Raw genomic sequence first — 24,803 nt, 5'->3', positions numbered from 1 at the left:
ATGTATTAGGCACGCCGCCAGCGTTCATCCTGAGCCAGGATCAAACTCTCCAATAAGTGTTTGATTGGCTTAAAAAATTTCGTTTGTTTCTTTCCCAATGAATTAAGAAAGAAACCGAATTGACTTCAGGCTATTTTGTTTAGTTTTCAAGGTTCGAAATTTATGTCGTTTTTTGCGACAAGACTTAATTTATCATAGCTCCAAAACGTTGTCAATAACTTTTTGTATTCCTTTTTTAAAAAGAGTCAAACCGTGTTATCTCCTGACAACGCTAATAAATATATCATATCTATTTAGACGAATCAATACTAAAAATACAAAAATATTTTTTGACTGAATTTGTGCTATTAAGTCGCTGTAGCCAAACTGTGTTCCGGTAGTTCCCTGCTCTAATATGAGTGCTTCTTGGTTGGGTTTCATTGGTCACTTCTTCATTCGATGAGTAGACAGTGTCACAAGTGGGGCTGTTCTAATAATTTCCCACCTCCCTTCCTCACTCCTGTGTGAAAAGGGGGGTGTCTATTCTCAATAGCAAGTTACTTCACGTGAGGGAAATTCTTTCTTGGGGTGTAATTTACTAATTCGTTTTGGCTTGCAAACCTTTTGTATAAATTAAATATCGTTATATATCTTTTCTTGATAGCATTCTTTATCTCTGCATTGAAGTCATCAGCTGTGACTTCAAAGAGTAATTCATCCATTTCCTTCTTGAGTAAATACTCCAACTCTTTCTGTTCTGTTTCATTAATCATCAGACCTAACAAGGATGTTCACCCATTTCTATATATTTTAAAGTTTCCATTGTATTGTTCTTCCTGCTTTATGTAATATAACCATTCTAAAAATATGCAAACATTCATATAGATATTTATAGAGAGAATCTTTCTTTAAAAGGTAAGTGTTTTCACTTCTCAACGGACAGTTGATGAATCAATTACGCGATTAACTCCCGTCACATTTCATTGCTCTTTGTTCTGTGTTTGGGACGTTCAAGCGTAATTAATAGAATTCAAAGAAGGAATGGGATCTATGTTTTACACGTTCAATTGGACAAGCTGGAAAAAGTGGGTTGCCGTGCTTTCATTACTTTTATTATTTACAATTACCATCCAACTATCTAACGATTACATATTTGAAAACGCCACACAGAATCAATCTGTAAATGAGGGTGCAATAACGAAAAGTTTGAAAGAGGAAAAAGAAATTGCTTTGACCTTTAATGTGCCATGGGGTGACGATACGATTGTCGATGTCATGAACGTATTAGATGAGAAGCAAGTCAAGGCTACATTTTTTGTGAATGGGGAATGGGCGCTACGGAATGAAGAGTTAGCTGAATGGATTATTGAAGAAAATCACGAGCTCGGTTTGCTCGGTTTTTCGGATCAAGCTTATGAAGGCCGTTCACTGGATTACATTAAGCAAGATATCGAACGCGGAGAAACCGTTTTAAAAAATTTGGACTATGAGCCGCTTCAGTATGTGCGTGTACCTGAAAATAAATACTCCGAATTGGTGACAGAACAAATTCACAAACTAGGTTATCGAACTGTTTTTTGGAGTGTATATGCAGATGTAAGTAAAAACCAAGATACGGAAACGATTAGTAAGCAAATTACCGATGGAATAAGTAGTGGTGACATTATCGTGATGCCCATACGGGATGATTTAGAGAAAGCCTCTGAGGTCGTCAAACAAATCATTGAGCAAAAAGAAACTGAAGGATTTCAATTTGTGACCGTTACCGAGCTTCTTTCACCTGCTCAAATCGAACTGCAACCAATCAACTAACGAAATTGGACAACTTTAATGCTCACTGTTCATGTGAAAAGGTCCCCAAGTGACTTCATTGGGGACCTTTTTGTTTATCTCTTTTTGTTTTTCTTTGTATTTGATGGTTTGCTTTTTTGTACTTCATCCGCTTTATTCGGCATGCCCACTTCTTCACCTTTTTCATTTGTATACCCAACAATATGGTGCAAACGCAGTAATTGATAGGTATTACATGCGACCAATGGGACAATCATGATCATCATCGTATCCGGGTCATTCGTACGCAGTCCTGGAATCCATTCGAGCGAAGTCACAACGGTCATAAAGAAAACTGCAGGCAGGAATGCTCTCGGATGAGTTTCCTCTTTTTTAACGTAGGCGACCGCAAGTGAATAGATAAACAACACACCTGCTACAACTATGTACGGAAATATACTCCCTGGATCTTCTGCTCTCGTATAACGTAAGTAAACGAGATCGAACAACACAATTGCAATAATTACGATTTGTGCGTGTTTCCAAAAGTAACCGAAAAATCCTTTTCCGAACTGGTGCACGGTCAAATAGGCGAAGAAACCCATTTGGCTAATGACACTATAAAGAAGTCCCAATACAGAAAACCACAAAAACGTTCCTGTAAGTTCCCAAAAATCCAAAGGGTGCATATATTCCAGATAAGCGTCTGCTCTTACAAAGAAACTTGTGATGACAGCTCCTAAAAAGCCTAGCAATAAGGTGACACTTGAAAATTTTAACCAATTGCGAATCGTCACTTGCTTTCCCTCCAACATTAAACACATCATTTATCCATTGTATTTTACCACGAACCGACATTTTTTGCCTGACCCTAATATGTATATTTTTTCACAACTTCATCAAGATAAAAAGGAAACTACCTTCAGAGGGAGCAAAAACCATGACGCTAAAAAAACTTACGGGGTTTATACTATTAGGCTTATTCATTTTATTGACTGCCTGCACCCAAAGTGATCAATCCTCCCAAAACACCGATTATGAAACGACGAAAAAAATGGTTGTTGATATTCTAAAAACCGATGACGGAAAAAAAGCAGTTAAGGACCTACTGACTGAAGAAGACATGAAAAATGAATTAATATTAAATGCACAAGTCGTCAAGGACACGATTGAACAAACGTTACAGAGTGAGAAATCGATAGAATATTGGACAAAATTATTCGAAGATCCTTCATTTGTTCAAGCTTATACAAAAGCGACAGAAGATAGCATGAAGGAACTAATGACCGGTTTACTCAGTGATTCCACATATAAAGAACAGTTAATCAAGATCTTTCAAGAACCAAAAATGCAGGAAACCATCGTTCAAGCTTTATCCAGCCAAGCATTTAAAGCTCATTTAGAAAAAACAATACAAGAGACTTTGGAAAGTCCACTCTTTAAAGCAAAAATGACGGAAACGTTACTGAAGGCCGCTGAAAAAGCACAACAATCCGAAGGTGGCCAAGGTCAAGAACAGCAAGGTGGCGGAAGTGGAGGTGGTGGAGAATCAGGAGGCGGAAGTGATAGTAGCGCAGGTGCTGGAGGGTAGTAAAAACCACAAAACAAAAAAGAGCTGTCTAACAATAATCTGTTGACAGCTCTTTCATTTATGCACGCTTAATCATTTGATTCGCAATGGACAAGAAAATCTTCCCTGTTGGATGATCTTCTTGGTAAATTCCTGGTGCAAAAATATCTTCTTCATCATATGGTTGTTGTAACGGAATACGTCCCAGCACATCTGTATCAAGTACTTCTGCCAGCTTATCACCGCCACCTTCACCAAATACATATTCTTTTTGGCCAGTTAAGGTACTTTCGAAATAAGCCATGTTCTCAATGACACCTAAAATCTCATGCTCATTTTTCAAAGCCATTTGCCCAGCACGAGCTGCGACGAATGCAGCTGTAGGGTGTGGCGTTGTAACGATCAGCTGTTTAGAGGATGGCAGAAGAGATTGAACATCTAACGCGATATCCCCTGTACCTGGAGGCAAGTCCAATAGAAGGAAGTCCAAGTCGCCCCACTCCACTTCTTTAAAGAAGCTTGTCAGCATTTTTCCAAGCATAGGTCCTCTCCAAATAATTGGGGAGTTATCTTCAACGAAAAAGCCCATCGAAATAACTTGCACACCAAAGCGCTCAACTGGGATGATTTTTTCTCCACGTAGTTGTGGTCGATTTTCAATCCCCATCATGTCCGGAACACTAAAGCCGTAAATATCAGCATCGACAATAGCTACTTTTTTACCGAGGCGCGCCAAGGCAATGGCCAAGTTGACAGTAACCGTTGATTTCCCAACGCCACCTTTACCACTAGCGACGGAGATAAATTTCGTACCTTTTTGGCCGATTAGATTTGCTTCACTTTCTTGATCAGCGGCTTGCTTATACTCCTCTGGTAATTCAGTGAAACGCAAACCGACAGTAGCAGCGCCTTCTTCTTTTAACATACCGACAATTTCTTGCTGAAGCTGAAGCTGTTCGCCAGAATTCGGATTAGCTAAAGCAATCTTGACACTGACGTGATTCTTATCTTCTTTGATCTTAATATTCTCTATTGCACCCGTCTCTTCAAAGGTTTTATGTATATGTGGGTCTTTGACCGGGTTTAATATTTCTCTTACTCGCTCTTCTGTTACCAAATGTTACACCTTCCCTTTCAAAAAGTCGTGCAAGGTTAGTATAACATAAAGTTCAGTGTTTTCTTAACTAAGAGGCACCGTTATCTACATCTTCTTCCATAATGAATTCAACAATTCCTTCAGCAATCGATGTAGCAAGCCGCTTCTGATAGTTCTCTTGCGTCAGTAATCGCCTTTCATCTGGATTCGACAAAAAGCCTAGTTCCACTAAGGCTCCTGTCGCATCTGCATGCTTCAATAAATAAATTTGATTTAGTCCTAAAGCGACACGTGTCCCGTTTGTTTCTTCACGAAGACGCTTTTGGATGGCTTTTGCTAGGGCTTCACTATTGCCCTCATCGTCCGGATAATAAAACGACTGTGCTCCTGACCACTGAGAACTCGCAATCGAATTGAGGTGAACACTGATAAACAAATCTGGGTCTTTTTCTTGAATGAATTTCACTCGATTTCGAATATCTTCTGATTTTCTATTAGAGTACCCTCTTGTACCTTCAGTTGCGAGATCTTTATCTGTCTCACGAGTCATATACACTAACGCACCCGCTTGTTGTAAATAATCACGTAACAACAAGGATGTATCCAATGCGATAGATTCTTCATAAACCGAATCATGATCCGCCCCACCATCCGGACCACCGTGACCTGGATCGATGACAATTACTTTATTCGCAAGTGGCATCGTAACATTCGTAGGCGAGAAAAATGATGGGATTGGATAACGAATTAAATAAATTAATAACAAGAGACCGACTAACCATAATAAAACGAAACATAGCTTTTTCAAGAGCTCTCCCCTCCCCTCTTGCTATTTTATGGACAAGGGAGGGGGATTATGACTTGCATTGAACCACTCTAATAAACAGAAAAACCCGCCAGTATTGAAAACCACTTGCGAGTTTAATCCATCAACTTATTTCGCTGTATAACCACCATCGACAATCAAACTCGTACCGGTTATAAAACTTGAGTCATCTGTCGCCAAGAACAATACTGCTTTCGCGACTTCTTCCGCCTTGCCTAGACGTCCGAGTGGTGTAACTTGAGCCAATTCCTCAATATCTCCTTCTTCTAACTGCTCCATTAGCGGAGTTTTAACATATCCCGGACATACCGCATTCACGCGAACATTATATTTGGCATATTCCAAAGCAGTTGCACGCGTGAGATTCACGACACCAGCTTTAGATGCTGAGTAGGCCGCCGTTTGAGATTGGCCGACATGACCAAGCATCGAAGCCGTATTTATGATGACGCCACTGCCTTTTTCTCTAAAGTGACTGACGGCATGCTTGGTTCCGTAAAAAACGCCGTTCAAATTCACTTCAATCACACGGTTCCATTGATCATCGTTCATCTCAGCCGTATCCATGACAGGACCGACACCAGCATTGTTAAAGAGAATATCAAGCTTCCCAAATTTCTCAACTGTTTGATTGATCAGTTGTTTAACTTCCTCTTCTTCAGTGACGTCCGTGTATACATATGTCGCACGATCACCTAATTCATTTGCAAGTTCTTCACCTTTCGGATTATTGACATCCGCAATGATGACATTTGCCCCTTCTTCGATAAACAATCTAGCTGTTGCTTCGCCAATTCCGCTGACGCCTCCAGTAATGATTGCTACTTGGCCATCTAATCGCACAAGCATCCTCCTCATCGATTTCAGTGAATAGATACTACTTAATTTTTGCTGAATCACTAAAAGTATTCATTCACTACCCAATCTAGAGGTTACTGATCGCGATAAGTCACAACCGTTTGGCAAATATAATCGTGAAGTGCCTTTTTTCGGTCGGTCCAACCTGCCATCATAAATCCAATCATTAAAATAATAGCAGAGAGAATATAGGCGAAGTAACGACCGAGCGATTTCAATATACTAATTTTAGAACCATCTTCATTGGTCACTTGGATTTTACAAATCATCTTACCCGGTGAGCCTTTGAAGCGAGATGCCGTAAATAAAATAACGAAAAATATACTATAGATAGAGCTCGAGAGTTGTTCGGCATTTGTTTCTGTTTGCTGCTGTGCTTGCTGTAATTGTTCCACTTCCCCTGTAATTAATCCAGCTACCAACCAAGTGAGGAGCGAAACGAAAAGGCTGTCTATAAAAATAGCTAAGAATCGAATCCAAAATCCAGCCGGTTTGTTTTCAATCACTCAAAAATCCCCTTTCAGCTAATCACTCATCTGTTCCCATTATATAGAAAACAGTCTCTGAAGTGAATTCAGAGACTGTTGTATAAACTGAATAATTAAGCGGTTTGCTCTTTCGATTGCTGATATTTTCCTTTGATTAACTGTAATGCAAGTAATATTGCTAACAAGACAATCCCAGCGACATCCGTCACCCAGTTATTTTGAATAAACAACAACGCTGACAGTAAGGCAATAATTCGTTCATACCATGCGTATTTATGAATGAGCCAGTTTTGAATGAATGACGCAAAGGCGACCATTCCAACCGTCGCTGTAATGATTGCGAAAATGACTTCATACCAGGATGCGTCAGTCAAGAATAAAATAGTCGGGTTTAACGTAAAGACAAACGGCAACAATAGTGCAGCTGAGTCAAATTTGAACCCTTGCACCCCGGTTCGAACGGGCCCGGCGTTCGCAATCCCTGCAGTCGCATACGCCGGTAAGTTGATCGGAGGTGTATCATCTGCTAGTACACCGTAATAAAGAACGAATAAGTGAGCGATCAATACGTGAACACCCATATCCGTTAAAATCGGTGCAACGATCGCCGCTAATACAACATAGGTTGCAGTCGTCGGTAATCCAAGACCTAAAAGTAAACAGGCGAAAACAGTTAAAACTAATGTGAAATAAAGCTGCGTGTTATCCGTCACCATGAAGCTTGGCAGCATATTTGTCAATGTCTCTGAGAAGCCGACAACGATTCGTGTAAACTTCGTTGATAAGCCAGAAGTCGTAATAACACCGATCAAAATTCCTGCCGTCGCACAGGCAACGATGATGGAAAGCGCATTTCGAGAAGCTGTTTCGAAGCCTTCGACAACATTTCTCCAGCCATAACGAAACGGCGTCGCGCCTAATTTAGACTTACGCTGAAACACCGCAAAGACTAACGCAACGACCAAACCGAGTATAACAAGCATCGTCATTTCTGGTTTCCAACGAACCGTTTCTGTTCCGAATACATCCGTCCCGAATAATCCATTCAATTGATACAAACCACTATTCAGCGTACCGACAATAAATTGGAAGCCAAATACAATGGCGATTAATCCGGCTGCATACAATAACGAACGTCCTAAGCTTTCTTTGAAACGGTGGGCAAAGAATGCCATTGCTAATAAAACGACAATCGAGAAGAACGCTGAGTTATTAACCGAAATTCGTTCAACAACCAAATAATAAAGTAAAACAAAAATCGGAAATAACAGATAACCTTGTTGTAGTAATAACTTACGACCTTTCGGTAACTCGGCTTTTGGTATTCCTTGAATGCCATTTTTAGATGCTTCGAAATGGACCATAAATAGAATTCCTACATAAGCCAACAATGCCGGGATAATGGCACTTTGAATAATTTGGTAATACGGAATTCCTGTAAATTCGACCATGATGAAGGCTGCAGCCCCCATAATTGGTGGTAGAAATTGTCCACTGGATGAAGCGGCAACTTCAATTCCTCCCGCAACATGCGGTTTGAAGCCTACTCGTTTCATCAAGGGGATTGTAAATGTACCTGTCGTCACCGCATTCGCTGTGGAACTACCTGAAATACTTCCCATCATTCCACTCGCTAATACAGATGCTTTTGCTGGGCCACCTTTAAATCGACCAAATGCACGGATCGCTAAATTGATGAACATTTGTCCAGCGCCAGTTGACTCCAATATCGCCCCGAATAAAATGAAGATAAAGACGAACTGCGCAGAGGCATAAATCGGAGTTCCAAAAATCCCGTTGTTACGATATGAAATTTCATAGACAAACCGCTCAAAATCACCACGATTATGAAAGAACTGTCCAGGCATATATTCTCCAAGGAAGAAGTACCCGATGAAAATTAACGCGATAATGACAAGCGGCTTTCCGACCACACGTCGCGTTGCTTCCAACACCAAAATAATCAAGGCTAGCCCTATTGCCAAATCAAAATCCGTCGGGCGGCCTGATATAATTGAAGAAGACGTTTGATTTTGAATAATATACATACCGACACCAAACGACATGATTGCCAACAATGCATCATACCAAGGAACCGTTTTTTGATTTAATCCTTTTTTAGGTGGAAAGATTAGAAAGACAAGCACCAAACCTAATGTTAGGTGAAAAATTAAAAAAGTCTTCGAACCGATTCCCGGTAAACCAAAACCCGCGATATAAAAATGATACAAAGAAAGAAACACGGCTACAGCTATCGTTGTGAAAGCCCAAAATCCTCTCACGTCACGGTCGCTACCTTCAAGTTCATTAATCATCTCTTGTTGTGTTTGTTTATCCATCTGTTGTCTCAACTCATCCATATTATGAACCTCTCTCTCTTTTAAAACTCAAATTCACCTAACCAACTTCTAGCTATTTTGAAGGCATCTGGTTAATTAAATAGATTAGTTATTCGTTCAAAACCAGTTAACTCACTAACCTTTATTTCTATCACATTTTTTATAAATGGCTCTTCAGATAAAATAATTTCTTGATCTTTAAAATAAAACTTATGCGGAAATAAATCGGAAGGTTGCATCAATAACTTATTGTCGTGAATCGGCTTGTTCAAGTCCTTAATGACAAAATAGCCATCAACCATTTCCACTTTGCCTTTTCGTTCGTAAGGCATTCCTGCACCAAACGATTTTGTCCAGCTTTCCATTGTTAAAATTTTTCCGGATGAATCATATTTAAATTTCTCAATGACAGGGGATTTTTCTACAGAATGGATATACTCATGTGCGAACCACTCATTCTCTTCGATTTCAGCTTCCCAGAGAATTTCACTATTCTCTACTTTTTCTATTTGTAATAGATATGTAGATTGTGAAAATAAAATGACCGCCAAAAAGATGATGAAAAGCAAAATGATGAGAATAAGCCATTTTATCTTTTTTAAAAAGGCATTGCTCGAAAGCAATGCCTTTCTGTTTGTTGCACGATCGAGAGAATTACTGCTCATCATAGAACTTTTTAGCTCCAGGGTGCAAGTCGATAGACATTCCATCTTGAGCTGATTCAAGCGTAATGTCCTCACCACGTACGTGTGCATTCGCTAAATCATCAAGATTGTCAAAGATAGCTTTTGTTAGCTCATACACCTGATCTTCAGGCAGATCATCACGTACAACTAACATCGCAAGTGGAGCGACAGTAGATGCTGTAGCATCAAAGCTATCGTACGTGTTTTCGTCTAAATCAACACGCGTGTAATATGGATACTCTTCGATTAGTTGATCGATCTTTTCATCGCTAAGACCGACAATCTTCACGTCTGCACTTGCTGCCAACTCTTGAATACTAGCTGTTGGTGTACCAGCAGTTACGAAAGCTGCATCAATGTTTCCATCTTGTAGCGCAGTTGAAGCATCACCGAATCCCATAAACTCTTCGTTAATGTCTTCATAAGTGATGTCATAAGCACCTAAGATTTGATTCGCGTTCGCTTCTGTACCCGAACCAACGTCACCTACAGCAACACGCTTTCCTTCCAAATCTTCTACTGATTCAATTCCAGTATCAGCTAATGTCACAATTTGAATTGTTTCTGGATACATCGTGAATACACCGCTGAACCCATCAACTACTTCTTCGAACATATGAGATCCATCATGTGCATAGTAAGCGATATCATTTTGCAGTAAACCAAACTCTGCATTTCCATCACTCAACTCGTTCGCGTTAACAACCGAAGCACCAGAAGATACTCCGTTAGCGCTTACACCATCGACGTTCTCAGTCATGATGTCAGCCATTGCCACTCCAAGTGGATAATAAGTACCAGCTTCTCCACCGGTTAACAATGTAACGTTTTCAACCCAATCTTCACCAGCTGAAGCTTCTTCTCCGCTAGAGTCTTCTTCGGATCCAGAACTTTCTTCTTCTGAACCACTGTCCGATTCATTTGCATCACCGGCATTGTCACCGCCACAAGCTGCTAAAAACAACAATCCTAGAGAAAGAAGAAGTACAAGTAATAAATTAAATTTCTTCACAAAAAATCCCCCTTAATAGATTTTTTTAATTTAAGTGATTGTAATTCTTGTTGTCTGAAAATATTATACATTAAAAATAGTAAATTTAAAACAAAAATAATCATTGTCTCCGTAAATTAATTTTATATATGGTTAAAAATGTTAGCTGTATTTTGGGTAAAAGGTCATGTTTTCACTTTGTCTTATTTCGATATATTGGATAATTTTCGTAATTATTATAAAATAATAACTATATTATTCAAAAATAGCTATCAATCTACCAAATAACTAAAGGAGTTCATCCATGAATCTAAATGATTTATTGAAAAACCCCGTATTTTTTATTTCCGCTTTCGTCGTGGGTCTGTTGGCCATCTTAGGAGCTATCATGCCGAATCAATTTGCATCTGTTTCAGAGACACTCTACGGCTTTACCACTACCTATTTTGGTTGGTTTTACCTCATTGCTGTATTTATGTTTACCGCATTTTTGCTTGTCTTAGCAATCACCCGCTTCGGAAAAATTCGCCTTGGAGGAGAGAACGAACGTCCTGAATTTCCATTCTTCACATGGATTGGCATGTTGTTCTCCGCCGGTCTCGGTGTTGGACTTGTATTCTGGGGTGTCGCAGAGCCAATGAGCCACTATTTTGAATCCCCTTTTCCTGACATTGAAGATCATAGTGTGGAATCTGCCCGAGTCGGGATGGGTTATTCATTTTTCCACTGGGGCATGAACCAATGGTCGATTTTCACCTTAGTCGGTTTAATCATCGCTTATCTTCAATACCGAAAAAAACGTGACGGGCTTGTTTCAACAGCTCTTGAACCAATCACTGGCAATAATGCGAATATCAAAACAACCGTCGATTCTTTGGCTGTCATCGCAACGGTGATCGGGATTGCTACTTCGATTGGCTTAGGCGTTCTGCAAATGAATGGTGGACTTAATGCCGTATTTGGTATCCCGAACAACGGTTGGATTCAAATATTGATTATCGTACTCATTTTTATCGCTTATATGATTTCATCTACTACCGGTTTGCATAAAGGAATTAAATACCTCAGTAATGTAAATATGAGCTTAATCGTTCTTTTGCTATTATTCGTTTTTATAACTGGACCAACTGTATTCATTTTAAATTCTTTTGTCCTTGGTCTCGGTGACTACATCACGAATATCATTCAATACAGCTTACGATTAACACCTTATGAAGGTGGCACATGGGTTCGTGATTGGACTATTTTCTACTGGGCGTGGGTGATCGCTTGGTCACCGTTTGTCGGAGCATTTATCGCCCGCGTTTCTAGAGGACGAACCATTCGAGAATTCATCTTCGGAGTCATGATTGTTCCGCCACTCATTTCGTTATTCTGGTTCGCAACATTCGGTGGAACTGCGCTTCATAGTGATTTAAAAAATGGAACAAATATTGCAGAGGCGGTCAATGCCGATGTAACTGTCGCGTTGTTTGAAATGCTTCAAATATTGCCGCTTCCGACGCTTTCATCGTTACTTGCTATTTTACTCGTCGCGACATTTTTAATTACGTCAGCCGACTCAGCCGCTTATATACTCGGAAGCATGACGACGAAGGGAAGCTTAACCCCTCCGATGCGTGTAAAGATGATTTGGGGTGTGTTACTTGCAGCAATTGCTGGGGTACTTTTATTCGCCGGAGGATTAGAAGCTTTACAAACGGCTTCATTAATTGCCGCCCTGCCATTTGCCTTAATCATGCTTTTAATGATCGCAGCGTTAATTAAATTATTACGAAAAGATGTTGTACCAATCAGTAAAAGAGAATTAAGACGTTATAAACGGATGCAAGATCGTTTGGAGCAATTGGAAGAAGACAAAGACAATCAACCAAAATCTTGATTTAAATTGACACGCACAACATCCTGCATTATAGTAAATGAAGAAGAAAACAAGGGGAGTAGCGACCGCCCAAACGGTTGATGAGTCGTCAATTCGGTACTTTTTAAGTACCCGGCTCATCAAATAAATCGCAAGACCTTGGCCGAACCGATGGCCAAGGTTTTTTATTTTCTCAAAAATAGGGAACCTAGTTTACAGGCCTTCAATCGTTCGGCTTTCCTAATATCAAAACGGAAATCCGTTAGGAGGAGTTATTCTTGGTATTATTTTTGTTTATTTTAGCAGCCGTTATTGTTGTGTTTGCTGCCGTTCAACTAAATAAATATGGGGATGTCATCAGCGAGAAATCTTCCTTAAGTGGCGCGATGGTTGGTGGATTACTGATTGCCGGTGCCACTTCACTACCTGAGCTGACAACGAGTTTAACCGCTGTCTACATCGATAACCCAGATATCGCTGTCGGTAATATGCTCGGGAGTAATGTGTTTAACTTATTGATTTTGGCGAGTGTCGATTTGTTTTACCGTAAAAGACGTGCTTTTAATCAATTGCATTCCAAAGATCAAACGCCATCTATAATTGCAGGGATTTTATTTACGAGCTTCGTCGTTGTAGCTATTCTTTGGGATCAGGTACCATCCATTTTTAATATTGGCTTGGAAATGTACCTTTTAGTGATCGGTTATATTTTTGTGTTAAAAATGTTCGAAGGTAACCCAGCGAGTCAAACGGAAGAAATAAAGCCAGAGAGCAAAACCCTTCAAATTACATTAAAGAAAGCCGTCACAAACTTTGTCGTTTTCGCTGTTATCGTTTTTGCTGCAGGAAGTGTGCTTTCAATCACTGGTGACCGACTTGCAGAAATATCCGGTATGAATTCAAGCTTTGTGGGGAGCGTGTTAATCGCCGCTTCCACTTCTCTTCCTGAATTGGTCACAGTGGTCGTCGCTTTTCGCATGGCGAATTATTCAATGGCGGCCGGGTCAATCCTAGGTAGTAACCTATTTAATTTAATGCTACTAGTCGTTACAGATGCCTTTTATCGCGAAGAGGCCATCCTCAAAGGAACTGACCCTACGATGATCTGGACCGCTTTACTCGGAGTTCTAATGATGATTGTCATGCTCTATATTGTTAAGAGACAGAAAAAACAGTCCGGCTTTTCATACGCTTGGCCTTCTATAGTGATCATTTTGATGTATCTCGTTCTTTCGTATATGACATTTTAATAAAGTAGATTAGCGGTAGGGATATTATGAATCCCTACTGCTTTTTAATTTCAGCGATCATTTTCGTCTCTTCAGGGTTATTTCGTGTGTCTTCAGTGTTAATTTGTTAAGCTTCAGTGTTATTGCGAGAACCTTCAGTGTTAACTCGAGCTACTTCAGGGTTAATCTGGCCTCCTTCAGTGTTAATCCAATTCCCTACAACGTTCATCTATTCATATAACATGATATAATTACATTATTAAGAAAAAGGGAGAGATGGACATGTTGAAAGACTATGAAAATATTTTAGTTGCTGTAGATGGCTCCAAAAATGGTGAAAAAGCCTTTAATAAAGCATGCCGAATTGCAAAAAATGTTGATGCTAGATTAGTGATTGCGCATGTGGTCGATTACCGGACATTTGCAACGATTGAGCATTATAGCCAGACAATTTTACCTGAAGTCGAACGAGTCGGTAAAGAGCTACTGAAGGAATATGAAGAAAAGGCAACGCAATTAGGGGTCGAACAAGTAACAACTGTCTTAGAATTCGGCAGTCCCCGTCAAAAAATCCCGAAAACAATTGCGAAAAAATACGAAATCGACTTAATTTTAACTGGTGCAACCGGGCTAAACGCGGTGGAACGTGTTATGCTCGGAAGCGTTTCTGAAGCGATCACTCGCACGGCACCTTGTGATGTGTTGATTGTGCGCAGTGAATAGTTTTATGAACAGTCTTTTAGGTTACATGTACTGCAGAGGTGATTATACATGACAGTACAAGTTAAGCGAATCTATGAAGAATCGGCTAAGTCAGATGGCAAACGAGTTCTTGTCGATGGCATTTGGCCAAGAGGCGTTTCCAAAGAGGAAGCAAATCTCGATGAATGGTTAAAAGAAATAGCTCCAAGTGATGATTTACGTAAATGGTTTGATCACGACCCAGATAAATTTGATTCATTCAAAAAGAAATACAAAGAAGAATTACAATCCGATGAGGAGCAGAAGAAGGCATATTCGGAACTACAAAAGATGATACAAAAAGAAGATGTGACATTGCTGACTGCAACAAAAGAAGAGGAATATAACCATGCACAAGTGTTGAAGAGTTTGTTGTGATTTGAATGCCACATTACCTTAAAAAAAAATCGAACAACATCTTGTTTATATGAGAAACAAGATGTTGTTCGACACTACACTTATAATCTCATATTTTTCGCTATGATCCCTTTCATGATCTCATTAGTTCCCGCATAAATAGATGCAACAGCCACATCTCGATACCTTCTCGCAATCTCATATTCTTCGATATATCCATACCCACCATGAAGTTGCATACTTTCCACAGCAACTTTTTGAGCTAAGTCAGTCGTCCACCATTTAGCCATGGAAACCTCATTCACAATGTTCCCTCCAGCCATGTGTTCTTGAATTAATCGATCCACGAAGGTTTTGCCAATCTCAATTTCTGTTTTCATCTCAGCAATCTTAAACTGGGTGTTTTGGAATTTGCTTATGCTTCTTCCGAAAGCTTGCCTTTGTGTCACATAGTCAAGCGTCAAATCCAACATTCTCTCTGCATTGACAATTGATGATATGGAGACCATGAGTCTTTCCTGCTGTAATTTATCCATGAGATAATAAAATCCCTTATTTTCTTCTCCTAGCAAATTTGCAGCCGGGACCCTCACATCCTCAAATATTAATTCACACGTATCATTCGCATGCTGGCCAACCTTATCCAACTTCTTCCCTTTTGTGAATCCTTCCGCTTCAGATTCAACAACCAACAAACTGATACCTTTATGGGGTGGGTTTGCTTGCGGGTCTGTCTTACAAACAACAATGGTTAAATCGGCAGAATGACCATTCGTTATAAATGTTTTTTCTCCATTAACAATATAATCATCTCCATCTTTAACAGCTGTCGTTCTAATACCAGCTAAATCTGACCCTGCACCTGGCTCTGTCATCGCAATGGCAGAAATAATTTCCCCTGTGACTGCTTTAGGCAACCAACGAGACTTTTGTTCTTCATTACCAAACGCCTCGATATAAGGTATGACGATATCATTATGCAGTCCGATTCCTAATAAACCTGTACCGACCCTTTCAAATTCCTCTGATAAAACCACAGCATAACCAAAATCCGCCTCTACACCACCATACTTTTCTTCTACTTGCGGACATAAAAATCCTTGCTTTCCCGCCTTTTCCCAAAACGATTTTGGTACTTGTTGGTCTTTTTCCCATTTTTCATAAAAAGGTACAGCTTCTTTTTCAAGGAACTTTTTTAATGATCTGCGGAACATTTCGTGCTCATCAGTCAAAAATGTACGTTTCATTATTTAATTTCCCCTCTAAAGCTACTAATTTTGTGCACTATAAGAATGTTACTTAATAAGAAATACAATTTTATATATCTATGTGTCACTTCATGTTGTTTCTTTTGTTAACGACTCTCGAAGTCGGTACTTCAATACTTTTCCAGACGCATTCCGCGGGATTTCTTTTTCAAATTTGAATTCGACAGGTATTTTATACTTGGCAAGATAATCTCTACAAAACTCTTTTAATTGTTCTTCATCAATCGATTTTCCTTCTTTTGGTACGACAACAGCAACAACTTTTTCACCCCATGTTTCATCAGGAAGTCCGATGACCGCGCACTCTAATAAATCTGGATGCTGATATAGCACATGCTCCACTTCAGTTGAATAAACGTTTTCTCCTCCTGAAATGATCATATCTTTTCTACGGTCAACAAGCGTAATAAAACCTTCCTCGTCAATCGTCGCTAAGTCACCCGTGTAGAGCCAATCGTCCTTCAACGTTTTACTCGTTTCTTCCGGTTTATTATAATAATATTTCATTATTGTTTCGCCTTTAAGAACAAATTCTCCTACTTGACCTGGATGAACATCTTCACCACTCTCATTAACTACCCGTGCTTCAGTATTCAGCATGGCCTTACCACCTGCACCGATTTTATCGTCATGATCTTCGGGCTTCAGCATAACACCTCCAGGTCCTGCCTCGGTCAATCCGCACATATTGTAAAACTGTTCCATTTGAAATAGTTCCATAACTTGTTTCAATAGAGCTATTGGCATAGGTGCAGCACCATAGCCACAACGAGTGACTGAGCTTAAATCATATTTATTTGGTACTTGAAGTAAGAAGTTATACATCGTTGGTACAGCAAAAAATAAACTAATTTTATGTTTTTCAATATCTTCAAGAACTTTTGTTGGATCGAAACTTTGGTGGATCACTTGCTTACAGCCTAGGTATGTCCCTGAGATTAAAAATAAATTAAGCTGTGCTGAGTGAAAAAGTGGAGCAACGTGAAGTAAATTATCGGATGGAGTTATGCTCATCATAATAGAGGTATTAAATGCTACATGTAAAATTCGATGATGGTCGAACAAGGCACCTTTTGGATTGCCTGTTGTTCCTGAAGTATACAAAATTTGCGCGTCATCATCTTCATTTACGATAATAGAAGGGTCTGTCTCATTATCTGTAAGTATTTCATTGATCGTAATCTGCTTATTTACAGCATTTTCATCTGTTGATATTTTCAATTTAACCTTTTTATTATCGGCAACTGCATCATCAATCAGCTCTGCAAATTTACCATCAAACAATACTGTCTCCGCATCACAATCATTCACAATATAAGCGACTTCTCTTGCGGTCAAACGAAAATTCACAGGAACTGCAATCGCACCGATTTTCATAATTGCATAGTAAACCATAACAAACTTATCGGAGTTTTCCATCATAAATGCGACTTTGTCGCCTTTTTTTATACCTTGAGCAATTAACCCATGCGCTAATTTGTTTACCTCTTTGTTCATCTGCTCATACGTATAGGACTTATCCTTGTAAATATATGCTGTGTTATTTGGTATGCGCCTAGCATTACGTGATAATGATAAACCGATATCCATATTATTACCTCCGTGAAATAATATATTTTACTGCTAGCATCTTTCGAAGAAACAATTTATCGATTTGTAAACACAGGTTTACGCTTCTCTCTAAAGGCTCGTATTCCTTCTCTTGCATCCTCTGTTGCAAACAAATCGTTAAACAATTGCTTTTCCAACTGTAGACCTTCCTGTAAAGGATATTCACTTACTGAATTAATTAGCTTCTTGATCCGGCTTAACGCCTGTACAGATTTAGCAGCATATGTTGAGGCAAGCTTTTCTGCCGCTTCTTTCCCTTCTCCCTGTGGTACAACTTTGTTAACGATTCCTAATGCACTAGCTTCCTCGGCTGAAAACGGATCACCTCCAAACATGATCTCCTTCGCTTTAGCCGGTCCAACGATTCTAGTAAGTCGTTGTGTCCCACCAGCTCCAGGTAGTAATCCTAAATTGACTTCGGGTAAGCCTACTTTTGCATGCGCTTCGGCGATTCGAATATCACAAGTTAAAGCAAGCTCTAATCCACCCCCAAGCGTATAACCATTGAGCAAAGCGATCGTTGGTTTAGTTATATTTTCAATAAAAGAAAACACTTCCTGCACATCTTGTGTTTCTGTTTGTTCATTCTCTTCTTCTGCAAATTCGTTAATATCTGCACCAGCCATAAACGCTCGGTCCCCTGCACCCGTTAAAATAATTACTTTCACACTTTCGTCTTCATGCAGCTGCCGAAAAGATTGATCAAGCTCTGCAGTTACTTTTGAGCTCAAAACATTCATCGGGGGATTGTCTATCACGACTGTCGCAATTCCGTCATTCTTTTTTATCGATAGTAAATCAGCCAAGAACATTCTCTCCTTATCTATTTTATGAATACAATCACTCAAATTGTCTTGTAGTGAATTATTTCACTCCTATAATTTCTTTTAGCACTTCATGTGTATGTTCCCCTAACTTAGGTGCCTGTGTTTGAATCGCACCAGGAGTCTCGGAAAGTTTAATCGGAATACCAATTTGTTTCATTTCCCCTAAAGTATCATGCGCTACTGTACGAATCATTTCTCTATCATTCACCTGTGGGTCGTTTACAAGTTCTTCAAAAGATAGAAGTGGAGATACACAAGAGTCAACTTCATTAAAAACTTTCATCCATTCGTCAATGGGCTTTGTTGATATAATTGCTCCTATTTCTTCTTTCATTTGTTCTTGAACAGCAGGTGGTGCATCAAGTTTAGGAATTAAATCATCTCGTTCGATCGCCTTACAAAATGCCACCCAGAATTTCGGTTCCAATGCACCGACAGATAGCCACTTTCCATCTTTTGCTTGATATACTTCATAACAAGCCAATGCACCGCTGAGCATCTGTTCCCCTCGTTTCGGCTGACTATCTTTAACCAGGAATCCCGGAAGTAATAATTGTAGCCAAGAAATGACACCATCCAGCATGGATATATCTACAAACTGTCCTTTCCCAGATTTCTCCCGGTCCAGAAGGGCTAGCAAAATACCAATTACAGCTGGAAGTGCCCCTCCTCCAATATCGGCAATTTGTGTTGCAGGAATTACCGGTTTTCCGTCTTTCTCTCCCATGAGCTGAAGAAGACCAGCATAACTTATATAATTCACATCATGACCTGGCCGGTCGCGGTATGGACCCGTTTGACCATAACCGGTAATTGCACAGTAGATGATTTTTTCATTTACTTGCTTGAGCTTTTCATAACCAAGACCTAATCGCTCCATAACTCCTGGTCGAAAAGATTCTACTACTACATCAGCGTTCTTAACTAACTTCAAAAAATAGTTCTTACCGTCTTCGGATTTCAAATCCAAGCAAATGCTTTTTTTATTTCGATTCAAGGAATGAAAATAAACACCGTCTTGATCTAATTTCGGATGGTAATCTCTTGTATAGTCTCCTTTTGCAGGGTCTTCTACTTTAATAACTTCCGCACCGAAATCTGCTAATACTAATGTACAATAAGGACCTGGTAACAGTCTGGTCAAGTCGAGTACGCGGACCGATCCGAGCGGCAATGACATCAGCGGCTCCCTCCTTCTTTAATCAAGTCTTTCTACAATTGTCGCATTCGCCATACCATGACCTTCACACATGGTTTGAAGTCCATAACGACCACCAGTGCGTTCTAATTCATGAAGCATCGTTATCATCAGCCTTCCACCACTTGCGCCTAGTGGATGCCCTAGTGCAATAGCACCCCCATTAGGATTAAGTTTCTTCGGATCAGCACCCGTCTCTTTTAGCCAAATTAGTGGAACCGAAGCAAATGCTTCATTGACTTCAAATACATCGATATCATCGATAGTTAGACCAGCTTTTTTCAACACTTTTTTTGTTGCTGGTATAGGGCCTGTAAGCATTAATGTTGGGTCTGATCCAACAACGGTTCGAGTCAATACTTTGAACCTTGGCTTTAATCCTAATTCTTCTGCTTTTTCCCTAGACATTAATAGAATCGCATTAGCTCCATCACTGATCTGACTAGAGTTTCCTGCCGTAATCTTTCCATCTTCTGCAAACGCAGGTTTCAGCCCCCTCAGTTTTTCAAGATTGGTATCCTCTCGTGGTCCTTCATCATCGGTAATTAATTTCTTCGTACCATCCGGTAGAGTTACTTCTACTGGCATCAATTCCTTTTTAAAACGGCCTTCTTTTTGCGCTTGAACCGCTTTTTGATGACTTTCTAAAGAAAGCTCATCCAACTCTTCGCGTGATAAACCCCATTTGTCTGCAATTCTGTCAGCTGACAACCCTTGATGAATGACTTCATATTTTAAAGTTAACTCTTCACTGAATCCTGTTTTCTTACGACTGCTACCCATTGGAACGCGAGACATGCTTTCTATTCCACCCGCAACCACAACGTCCATATCTCCACTAATAATGGCTTGCGCCGCAAAATGGACTGCTTGTTGGCTGGAACCACATTGTCTGTCAATCGTAGTTCCTGGCACTTTAACCGGATATCCAGCTTGGAGTGCAGCAACTCTAGCAATATCAAAAGACTGTTCTTCTACTTGTGAGACACAACCAAAAATGACATCCTCCACCAACCCTGCTGAAATGCCTGCTCTTTTTACGACCTCAGCTAATGGTTTAGCAGCTAAATCTTCTGCCCGAACACCACTTAATACTCCATTACGTTTCCCAACAGGTGTTCTAACCGCTTCAACAATTACAGCTTCACGCATTTAATAACTTCCTTTCTTGTTTGAATATTCAGTTATTTTATTTCATATTTGATCTAATACTGTATGTAATATCTAAGTTGTAATATTTTTGTACCTAATCAACCATGCAACTAACAGTCAATGATTCTACACTTCTTCCATAACGCTATCGATTCACATTGAAACTTCTCGCAAATTCTACTGATCCTAACATTTTCATAAGGTTTAAATTGTGCTTATTCAATCAACCTCTTACTTTGGTTGCATTCGAATCGCACCATCAAGACGGATTACTTCTCCATTTAACATCGAATTCTCTATAATGGATTGAGCCAATTTTGCATATTCAGCTGGTGTACCCAACCTTTTCGGAAACGGCGTCATTTCGCCGAGTGCTTTTTTAACGTCTTCAGATAGACTTCCAAATAATGGAGTTTCAAATAAACCAGGAGCAATTGTCATTACTCTGATACCAAGATTAGACAAATCTCTAGCAATAGGTAGCGTCATCCCTACAATACCTCCTTTAGAAGCGCTATAAGCTACTTGACCAATTTGTCCTTCGAACGCTGCTACAGAGGCAGTGTTTATAATGACCCCTCTTTCTTGATTATTATTTGGTTCTTGTTTACTCATTTTTTCCGCAGCTAAACGTATCACATTAAAGGTTCCTACCAAATTCACTTGTACGACTTTGGAAAATATGTTTATATCGTGAGCACCCTTTTTCTCACTATATGTTTTTTGCGCAGCACCAATGCCCGCACAATTAATGACGGTGTTGAGCGTCCCATATGCTTCTACTACTTTGTCCAGCGCATTTTGAACACTGGATTCATCTACTACATCGGTTTTAACAAATTGAACATTTTCACCTAACTCTTTAGCTAACTCTCTTCCTTTCTCTTCCTGTAGGTCTAAAATTGTTACTTTACCCCCATGTGCTGCGATGTTTCTTACTGTTGCCTCTCCTAAACCAGATGCTCCTCCAGTAACTACCGCTGATACTTCTTCTAATCTCACTTTACATTTCTCCTTTTTCATTTGATTATTTCAAAACAATCTTTAACAAATAATTAGATATGGATTTCGCCAAAGTCGTTTTATCCATAGGTCCATTAGGCGAATACCATGTAACAACCCAGTTCATTGCTCCAAGAATAATATTCCTGACTATTTTTTCATCAACCTCGGTAAAAAAACCTTCCTTTACACCTTCTGCAATTAATTGCTTAATATAATTACCATACCTATCTCGTAACATAAGTATGGTTTCTAACTGTTTTCCAGAGAAAAATTGTTCAGGATTTGTTCCCATAACAAAACCTGATTGTTCTGTGATCAAATACTCAATATGTACAACCATTACCTTTTTAAGTTTCTCATCATAAGGTAAATCTTCGCTTAATACTTCCTCGATATTTTCATTGCTTTGCTCCAACAATATTTTTTGGCTTTGGTAAACTAAATCTTGTTTATCCTTAAAATAATAGTATATTGAACCTTTAGTCATTAGCAGTTTGGAAGCAATCTCCTCCATCGTTGTCGAATGGTATCCTTTCTCACCAATAATCGCGATTGCTGACATAATCAAATCTTTTTTTCGTTTCGCAACTTTCTTTTCTCGTAATGACAAGATGATCACTTCCTTTTATTTGCATTTCTTTCTGGCAACTGTTGGCATCACATAATGGACGTCTCTGCTTTTTTATGAGATAGCATACGATGACAATACAAATCGTCGATAATTTTTGCTCTCCTCCTCATATCTATTGATAAAATTCTTCTGAAGCATAAGCACTCGTTTTAACTTTATGGTTTATTTTTGAATATATGTTCAAAAAATTGATATAAAAAAACTTCTTGCTGATTATATTTTTTTATCACGACATGAAAGCGATTACAATTTCTTATTAGAGATAATAACATTCACAAAAATTAATGTCAATGTTAAATTCTGAAAAATTATACTTTTCTGTTTTTGTCAGCTTATCTAAAAGTATTCTAATCCAAAAGATTACAAATTAAATTATATTTTTTTATAGAAGAACCTTCATTGTTTATTTCTTTTATAGGATATAGCTAAACTGAGCACCCACGCAAGCTTGTTATTTGAATCTGGAACTCACCCTAAAGATGTACAAGATAGACTCGGACTGAGGATATTCAAACAACGTTTAACATTTATACTCATGTTTTTAAAAAAGATGAAGTCGCTAAAAACTTTGCCAAATATATGTCTAATTAACGACTAAATTATTTTTGTGAGTCAATGTGCGTCATTTGTGAGTCATTTTCACAAATACAGAAAAAACCTCTCTTCCATTTGAGATGAAAGAGAGGCTCTGATTCCTTGTATGACAAGGGTTTTAACGTTTTGAGAACTGTGGTGCACGACGAGCACTCTTAAGACCGTATTTTTTACGCTCTTTTTCACGTGCGTCACGTGTTAGAAGTCCTTCTTTTTTCAAGACTTTACGGTATTCAGGGTCTGCTTCAAGCAACGCGCGCGCGATTCCATGACGGATTGCTCCTGCTTGACCTGTGAATCCACCACCATTGACGTTTACTAATACATCGTAGTTACCTACGTTCTCAGTTGCTTCAAGTGGTTGGTTAATGATTAAACGTAAAGTTTCATGTGGGAAATATTCTTTAGAGTCGACGTTGTTGACTGTTACTGTTCCGTTACCTGGAACAAGTCGTACACGAGCGACTGATCTTTTACGACGGCCAGTTCCGTAGTATTGTACTTGTGCCACGATTGATTAACCTCCTTTTTTTCAATTACCCGCGAAGTTCGTAAACTTCTGGCTGCTGTGCTTGATGCTTATGTTCTGCACCGCGATAAACGTTTAATTTTTTAATCATTTTACGTCCTAGCTTGTTTTTAGGAAGCATTCCTTTAACAGCTATTTCTAACATTTGTTCAGGGTATTTCGTACGCATTTCGTTTGCTGTACGTGATTTCAAACCACCTGGGTGATTTGAGTGACGGTAATAGATTTTATCGTCTAGTTTGTTACCAGTTAAATGAATCTTTTCAGCGTTGATGATAATGACGTGATCGCCAGTATCAACGTGTGGCGTGTATGTTGGTTTGTGTTTTCCGCGAAGTAGGCTAGCTACTTCTGTTGAAAGACGACCTAGTGTTTGTCCTTCTGCGTCTACCACATACCACTTACGCTCAACATTGTTTTCATTTGCCATGAAAGTTGTGCGCATGTGTTTTCCCTCCTATATTTCAATCCGTTTATTTTACGTTTTTTCATTTATCTCACACGAATAGTTTTCCGGGGCTATTACGTGGTTATGATAAAATGCCATAGAACATATTATAATACTTTCACCAATATTGTCAAGCTTTTACCTTGTTTTTTCCCATTAATTTAGCCCAATTCGTTCAAAAATCATATCGACACTCTTCAAGTGATAAGTTAAGTCAAAACAACTGGCTAATTCTTCTTGCGTTAAGGTTGATTGAATCTCTTCATTTGCTTTAACGAGTTCAGGGAATGACCGCTTCTCTTCCCATGCTTGCATTGCCAATGGCTGTACAAGATCGTACGCTTTTTCTCTGGAAAAACCTTGTTCGATCAACGTCAATAAGACACGTTGTGAGAAGATTAAACCATAAGTTCGTTGGATATTATCAATCATTTGATCTTCATAAACGACTAGGTTGTCCAAAATATTGGTGAATCGATTCAGCATATAATCAAGCGCAATCGTCGTGTCTGGTAAAATAATGCGTTCTGCTGAAGAGTGGGAAATATCGCGCTCATGCCATAGTGGAACGTTCTCAAACGCTGTAATGACATGACCACGGATGACTCGCGCCATTCCAGTCATATTCTCTGAACCTATTGGATTTCGTTTGTGTGGCATAGCTGAAGAACCTTTTTGTCCTTTAGAGAAAAATTCTTCCGCTTCACGCGTTTCACTTTTTTGAAGATGACGAATCTCTACAGCCATTT

At 39.2% G+C, this 24,803-nt stretch carries 25 protein-coding genes; 6 read left to right on the top strand and 19 right to left on the bottom strand.

Features of this window, described 5'->3' with window-relative positions; genetic code table 11:
* Positions 1-536 precede the first annotated feature (536 nt).
* A complete protein-coding gene (locus tag KC820_RS07005) occupies positions 537-752 on the bottom strand; it encodes a hypothetical protein (RefSeq protein WP_236782560.1) in 216 nt (71 codons plus the stop codon).
* A gap of 277 nt (positions 753-1,029) precedes the next feature.
* On the opposite strand from KC820_RS07005, the gene KC820_RS07000 reads away from it, so the two are divergent.
* Positions 1,030-1,791 (top strand): polysaccharide deacetylase family protein, encoded by a 762-nt coding sequence (locus tag KC820_RS07000; protein WP_186279598.1) that lies wholly within the window; start codon positions 1,030-1,032, stop codon positions 1,789-1,791.
* Positions 1,792-1,865: 74 nt separating this feature from the next.
* Here the strand turns inward: KC820_RS07000 and KC820_RS06995 are convergent, their stop codons facing one another.
* A complete protein-coding gene (locus KC820_RS06995) occupies positions 1,866-2,564 on the bottom strand; it encodes a KinB-signaling pathway activation protein (RefSeq protein ID WP_212369659.1) in 699 nt (232 codons plus the stop codon).
* Between the two features lie 125 nt (positions 2,565-2,689).
* On the opposite strand from KC820_RS06995, the gene gerD reads away from it, so the two are divergent.
* Complete coding sequence (gerD, locus tag KC820_RS06990) at positions 2,690-3,340, top strand: spore germination lipoprotein GerD (protein ID WP_212369656.1); 651 nt, start codon at positions 2,690-2,692, stop codon at positions 3,338-3,340.
* 58 nt (positions 3,341-3,398) lie between these two features.
* On the opposite strand, the gene KC820_RS06985 is transcribed toward gerD, so the two are convergent.
* The 7 genes from KC820_RS06985 to KC820_RS06955 form a co-directional block, all read right to left on the bottom strand.
* Positions 3,399-4,436: an Mrp/NBP35 family ATP-binding protein gene (locus tag KC820_RS06985; protein ID WP_212369653.1), complete on the bottom strand. Its 1,038-nt coding sequence runs from the start codon at positions 4,434-4,436 to the stop codon at positions 3,399-3,401.
* 67 nt (positions 4,437-4,503) lie between these two features.
* The gene (cwlD, locus tag KC820_RS06980; protein WP_212369650.1) at positions 4,504-5,223 is read right to left on the bottom strand and encodes an N-acetylmuramoyl-L-alanine amidase CwlD; all 720 of its coding nucleotides are present in this window, start codon (positions 5,221-5,223) and stop codon (positions 4,504-4,506) included.
* A gap of 126 nt (positions 5,224-5,349) precedes the next feature.
* Positions 5,350-6,090, bottom strand: a complete 741-nt coding sequence (locus KC820_RS06975; protein WP_212369647.1) for an SDR family NAD(P)-dependent oxidoreductase — start codon at positions 6,088-6,090, stop codon at positions 5,350-5,352.
* An 83-nt stretch (positions 6,091-6,173) separates the two neighbouring features.
* Entirely contained in the window at positions 6,174-6,605 is a 432-nt protein-coding gene (locus tag KC820_RS06970; protein WP_336511029.1) for an RDD family protein, read from the bottom strand.
* A 95-nt stretch (positions 6,606-6,700) separates the two neighbouring features.
* A complete protein-coding gene (locus KC820_RS06965; RefSeq protein WP_236782559.1) occupies positions 6,701-8,947 on the bottom strand; it encodes a TRAP transporter permease in 2,247 nt (748 codons plus the stop codon).
* A 71-nt stretch (positions 8,948-9,018) separates the two neighbouring features.
* Positions 9,019-9,591: a DUF1850 domain-containing protein gene (locus KC820_RS06960; RefSeq protein WP_212369644.1), complete on the bottom strand. Its 573-nt coding sequence runs from the start codon at positions 9,589-9,591 to the stop codon at positions 9,019-9,021.
* A complete protein-coding gene (locus KC820_RS06955; RefSeq protein ID WP_212369641.1) occupies positions 9,581-10,624 on the bottom strand; it encodes a TAXI family TRAP transporter solute-binding subunit in 1,044 nt (347 codons plus the stop codon). The genes KC820_RS06960 and KC820_RS06955 overlap by 11 nt, the downstream gene beginning before the upstream one ends.
* A gap of 283 nt (positions 10,625-10,907) precedes the next feature.
* Between KC820_RS06955 and KC820_RS06950 the strand changes: the two genes are divergently transcribed.
* The 4 genes from KC820_RS06950 (at position 10,908) to KC820_RS06935 (ending at position 14,812) form a co-directional block, all read left to right on the top strand.
* The gene (locus tag KC820_RS06950; RefSeq protein ID WP_144088792.1) at positions 10,908-12,485 is read left to right on the top strand and encodes a BCCT family transporter; all 1,578 of its coding nucleotides are present in this window, start codon (positions 10,908-10,910) and stop codon (positions 12,483-12,485) included.
* 257 nt (positions 12,486-12,742) lie between these two features.
* Complete coding sequence (locus tag KC820_RS06945; protein WP_212369639.1) at positions 12,743-13,714, top strand: sodium:calcium antiporter; 972 nt, start codon at positions 12,743-12,745, stop codon at positions 13,712-13,714.
* Between the two features lie 261 nt (positions 13,715-13,975).
* Positions 13,976-14,416, top strand: coding sequence for a universal stress protein (locus KC820_RS06940; RefSeq protein WP_212369636.1), 441 nt, complete (start codon positions 13,976-13,978; stop codon positions 14,414-14,416).
* A gap of 48 nt (positions 14,417-14,464) precedes the next feature.
* Positions 14,465-14,812: a DUF488 domain-containing protein gene (locus tag KC820_RS06935; protein WP_212369633.1), complete on the top strand. Its 348-nt coding sequence runs from the start codon at positions 14,465-14,467 to the stop codon at positions 14,810-14,812.
* Between the two features lie 80 nt (positions 14,813-14,892).
* Here KC820_RS06935 and KC820_RS06930 read toward each other — a convergent pair whose 3' ends face one another.
* The 10 genes from KC820_RS06930 to KC820_RS06885 form a co-directional block, all read right to left on the bottom strand.
* Positions 14,893-16,038 (bottom strand): acyl-CoA dehydrogenase family protein, encoded by a 1,146-nt coding sequence (locus tag KC820_RS06930; protein ID WP_212369630.1) that lies wholly within the window; start codon positions 16,036-16,038, stop codon positions 14,893-14,895.
* 90 nt (positions 16,039-16,128) lie between these two features.
* Complete coding sequence (locus KC820_RS06925; RefSeq protein WP_212369628.1) at positions 16,129-17,649, bottom strand: acyl-CoA synthetase; 1,521 nt, start codon at positions 17,647-17,649, stop codon at positions 16,129-16,131.
* A 56-nt stretch (positions 17,650-17,705) separates the two neighbouring features.
* Positions 17,706-18,482, bottom strand: a complete 777-nt coding sequence (locus KC820_RS06920) for an enoyl-CoA hydratase/isomerase family protein (protein ID WP_212369626.1) — start codon at positions 18,480-18,482, stop codon at positions 17,706-17,708.
* 52 nt (positions 18,483-18,534) lie between these two features.
* A complete protein-coding gene (locus KC820_RS06915) occupies positions 18,535-19,677 on the bottom strand; it encodes a CaiB/BaiF CoA transferase family protein (RefSeq protein ID WP_212369624.1) in 1,143 nt (380 codons plus the stop codon).
* Positions 19,678-19,695: 18 nt separating this feature from the next.
* Entirely contained in the window at positions 19,696-20,847 is a 1,152-nt protein-coding gene (locus KC820_RS06910) for a thiolase family protein (protein ID WP_212369622.1), read from the bottom strand.
* Positions 20,848-21,078: 231 nt separating this feature from the next.
* A complete protein-coding gene (locus KC820_RS06905) occupies positions 21,079-21,849 on the bottom strand; it encodes a 3-hydroxyacyl-CoA dehydrogenase (protein ID WP_212369620.1) in 771 nt (256 codons plus the stop codon).
* A gap of 25 nt (positions 21,850-21,874) precedes the next feature.
* A complete protein-coding gene (locus tag KC820_RS06900; protein ID WP_212369618.1) occupies positions 21,875-22,462 on the bottom strand; it encodes a TetR/AcrR family transcriptional regulator in 588 nt (195 codons plus the stop codon).
* A gap of 733 nt (positions 22,463-23,195) precedes the next feature.
* Complete coding sequence (gene rpsI, locus KC820_RS06895) at positions 23,196-23,588, bottom strand: 30S ribosomal protein S9 (RefSeq protein WP_212369616.1); 393 nt, start codon at positions 23,586-23,588, stop codon at positions 23,196-23,198.
* A gap of 25 nt (positions 23,589-23,613) precedes the next feature.
* A complete protein-coding gene (rplM, locus tag KC820_RS06890; protein ID WP_144088781.1) occupies positions 23,614-24,051 on the bottom strand; it encodes a 50S ribosomal protein L13 in 438 nt (145 codons plus the stop codon).
* Between the two features lie 159 nt (positions 24,052-24,210).
* Positions 24,211-24,803 (bottom strand): lyase family protein (locus KC820_RS06885; RefSeq protein WP_272874471.1); only part of this gene is annotated, 593 nt, incomplete at its 5' end.

It is taken from the genome of Allobacillus saliphilus, from assembly GCF_018138385.1.
GTDB lineage: Bacteria > Bacillota > Bacilli > Bacillales > Alkalibacillaceae > Allobacillus > Allobacillus saliphilus.
The sequence above is the reverse complement of the archived record's forward strand: the minus strand, read 5'-3'. Positions and strand labels throughout refer to the sequence as shown.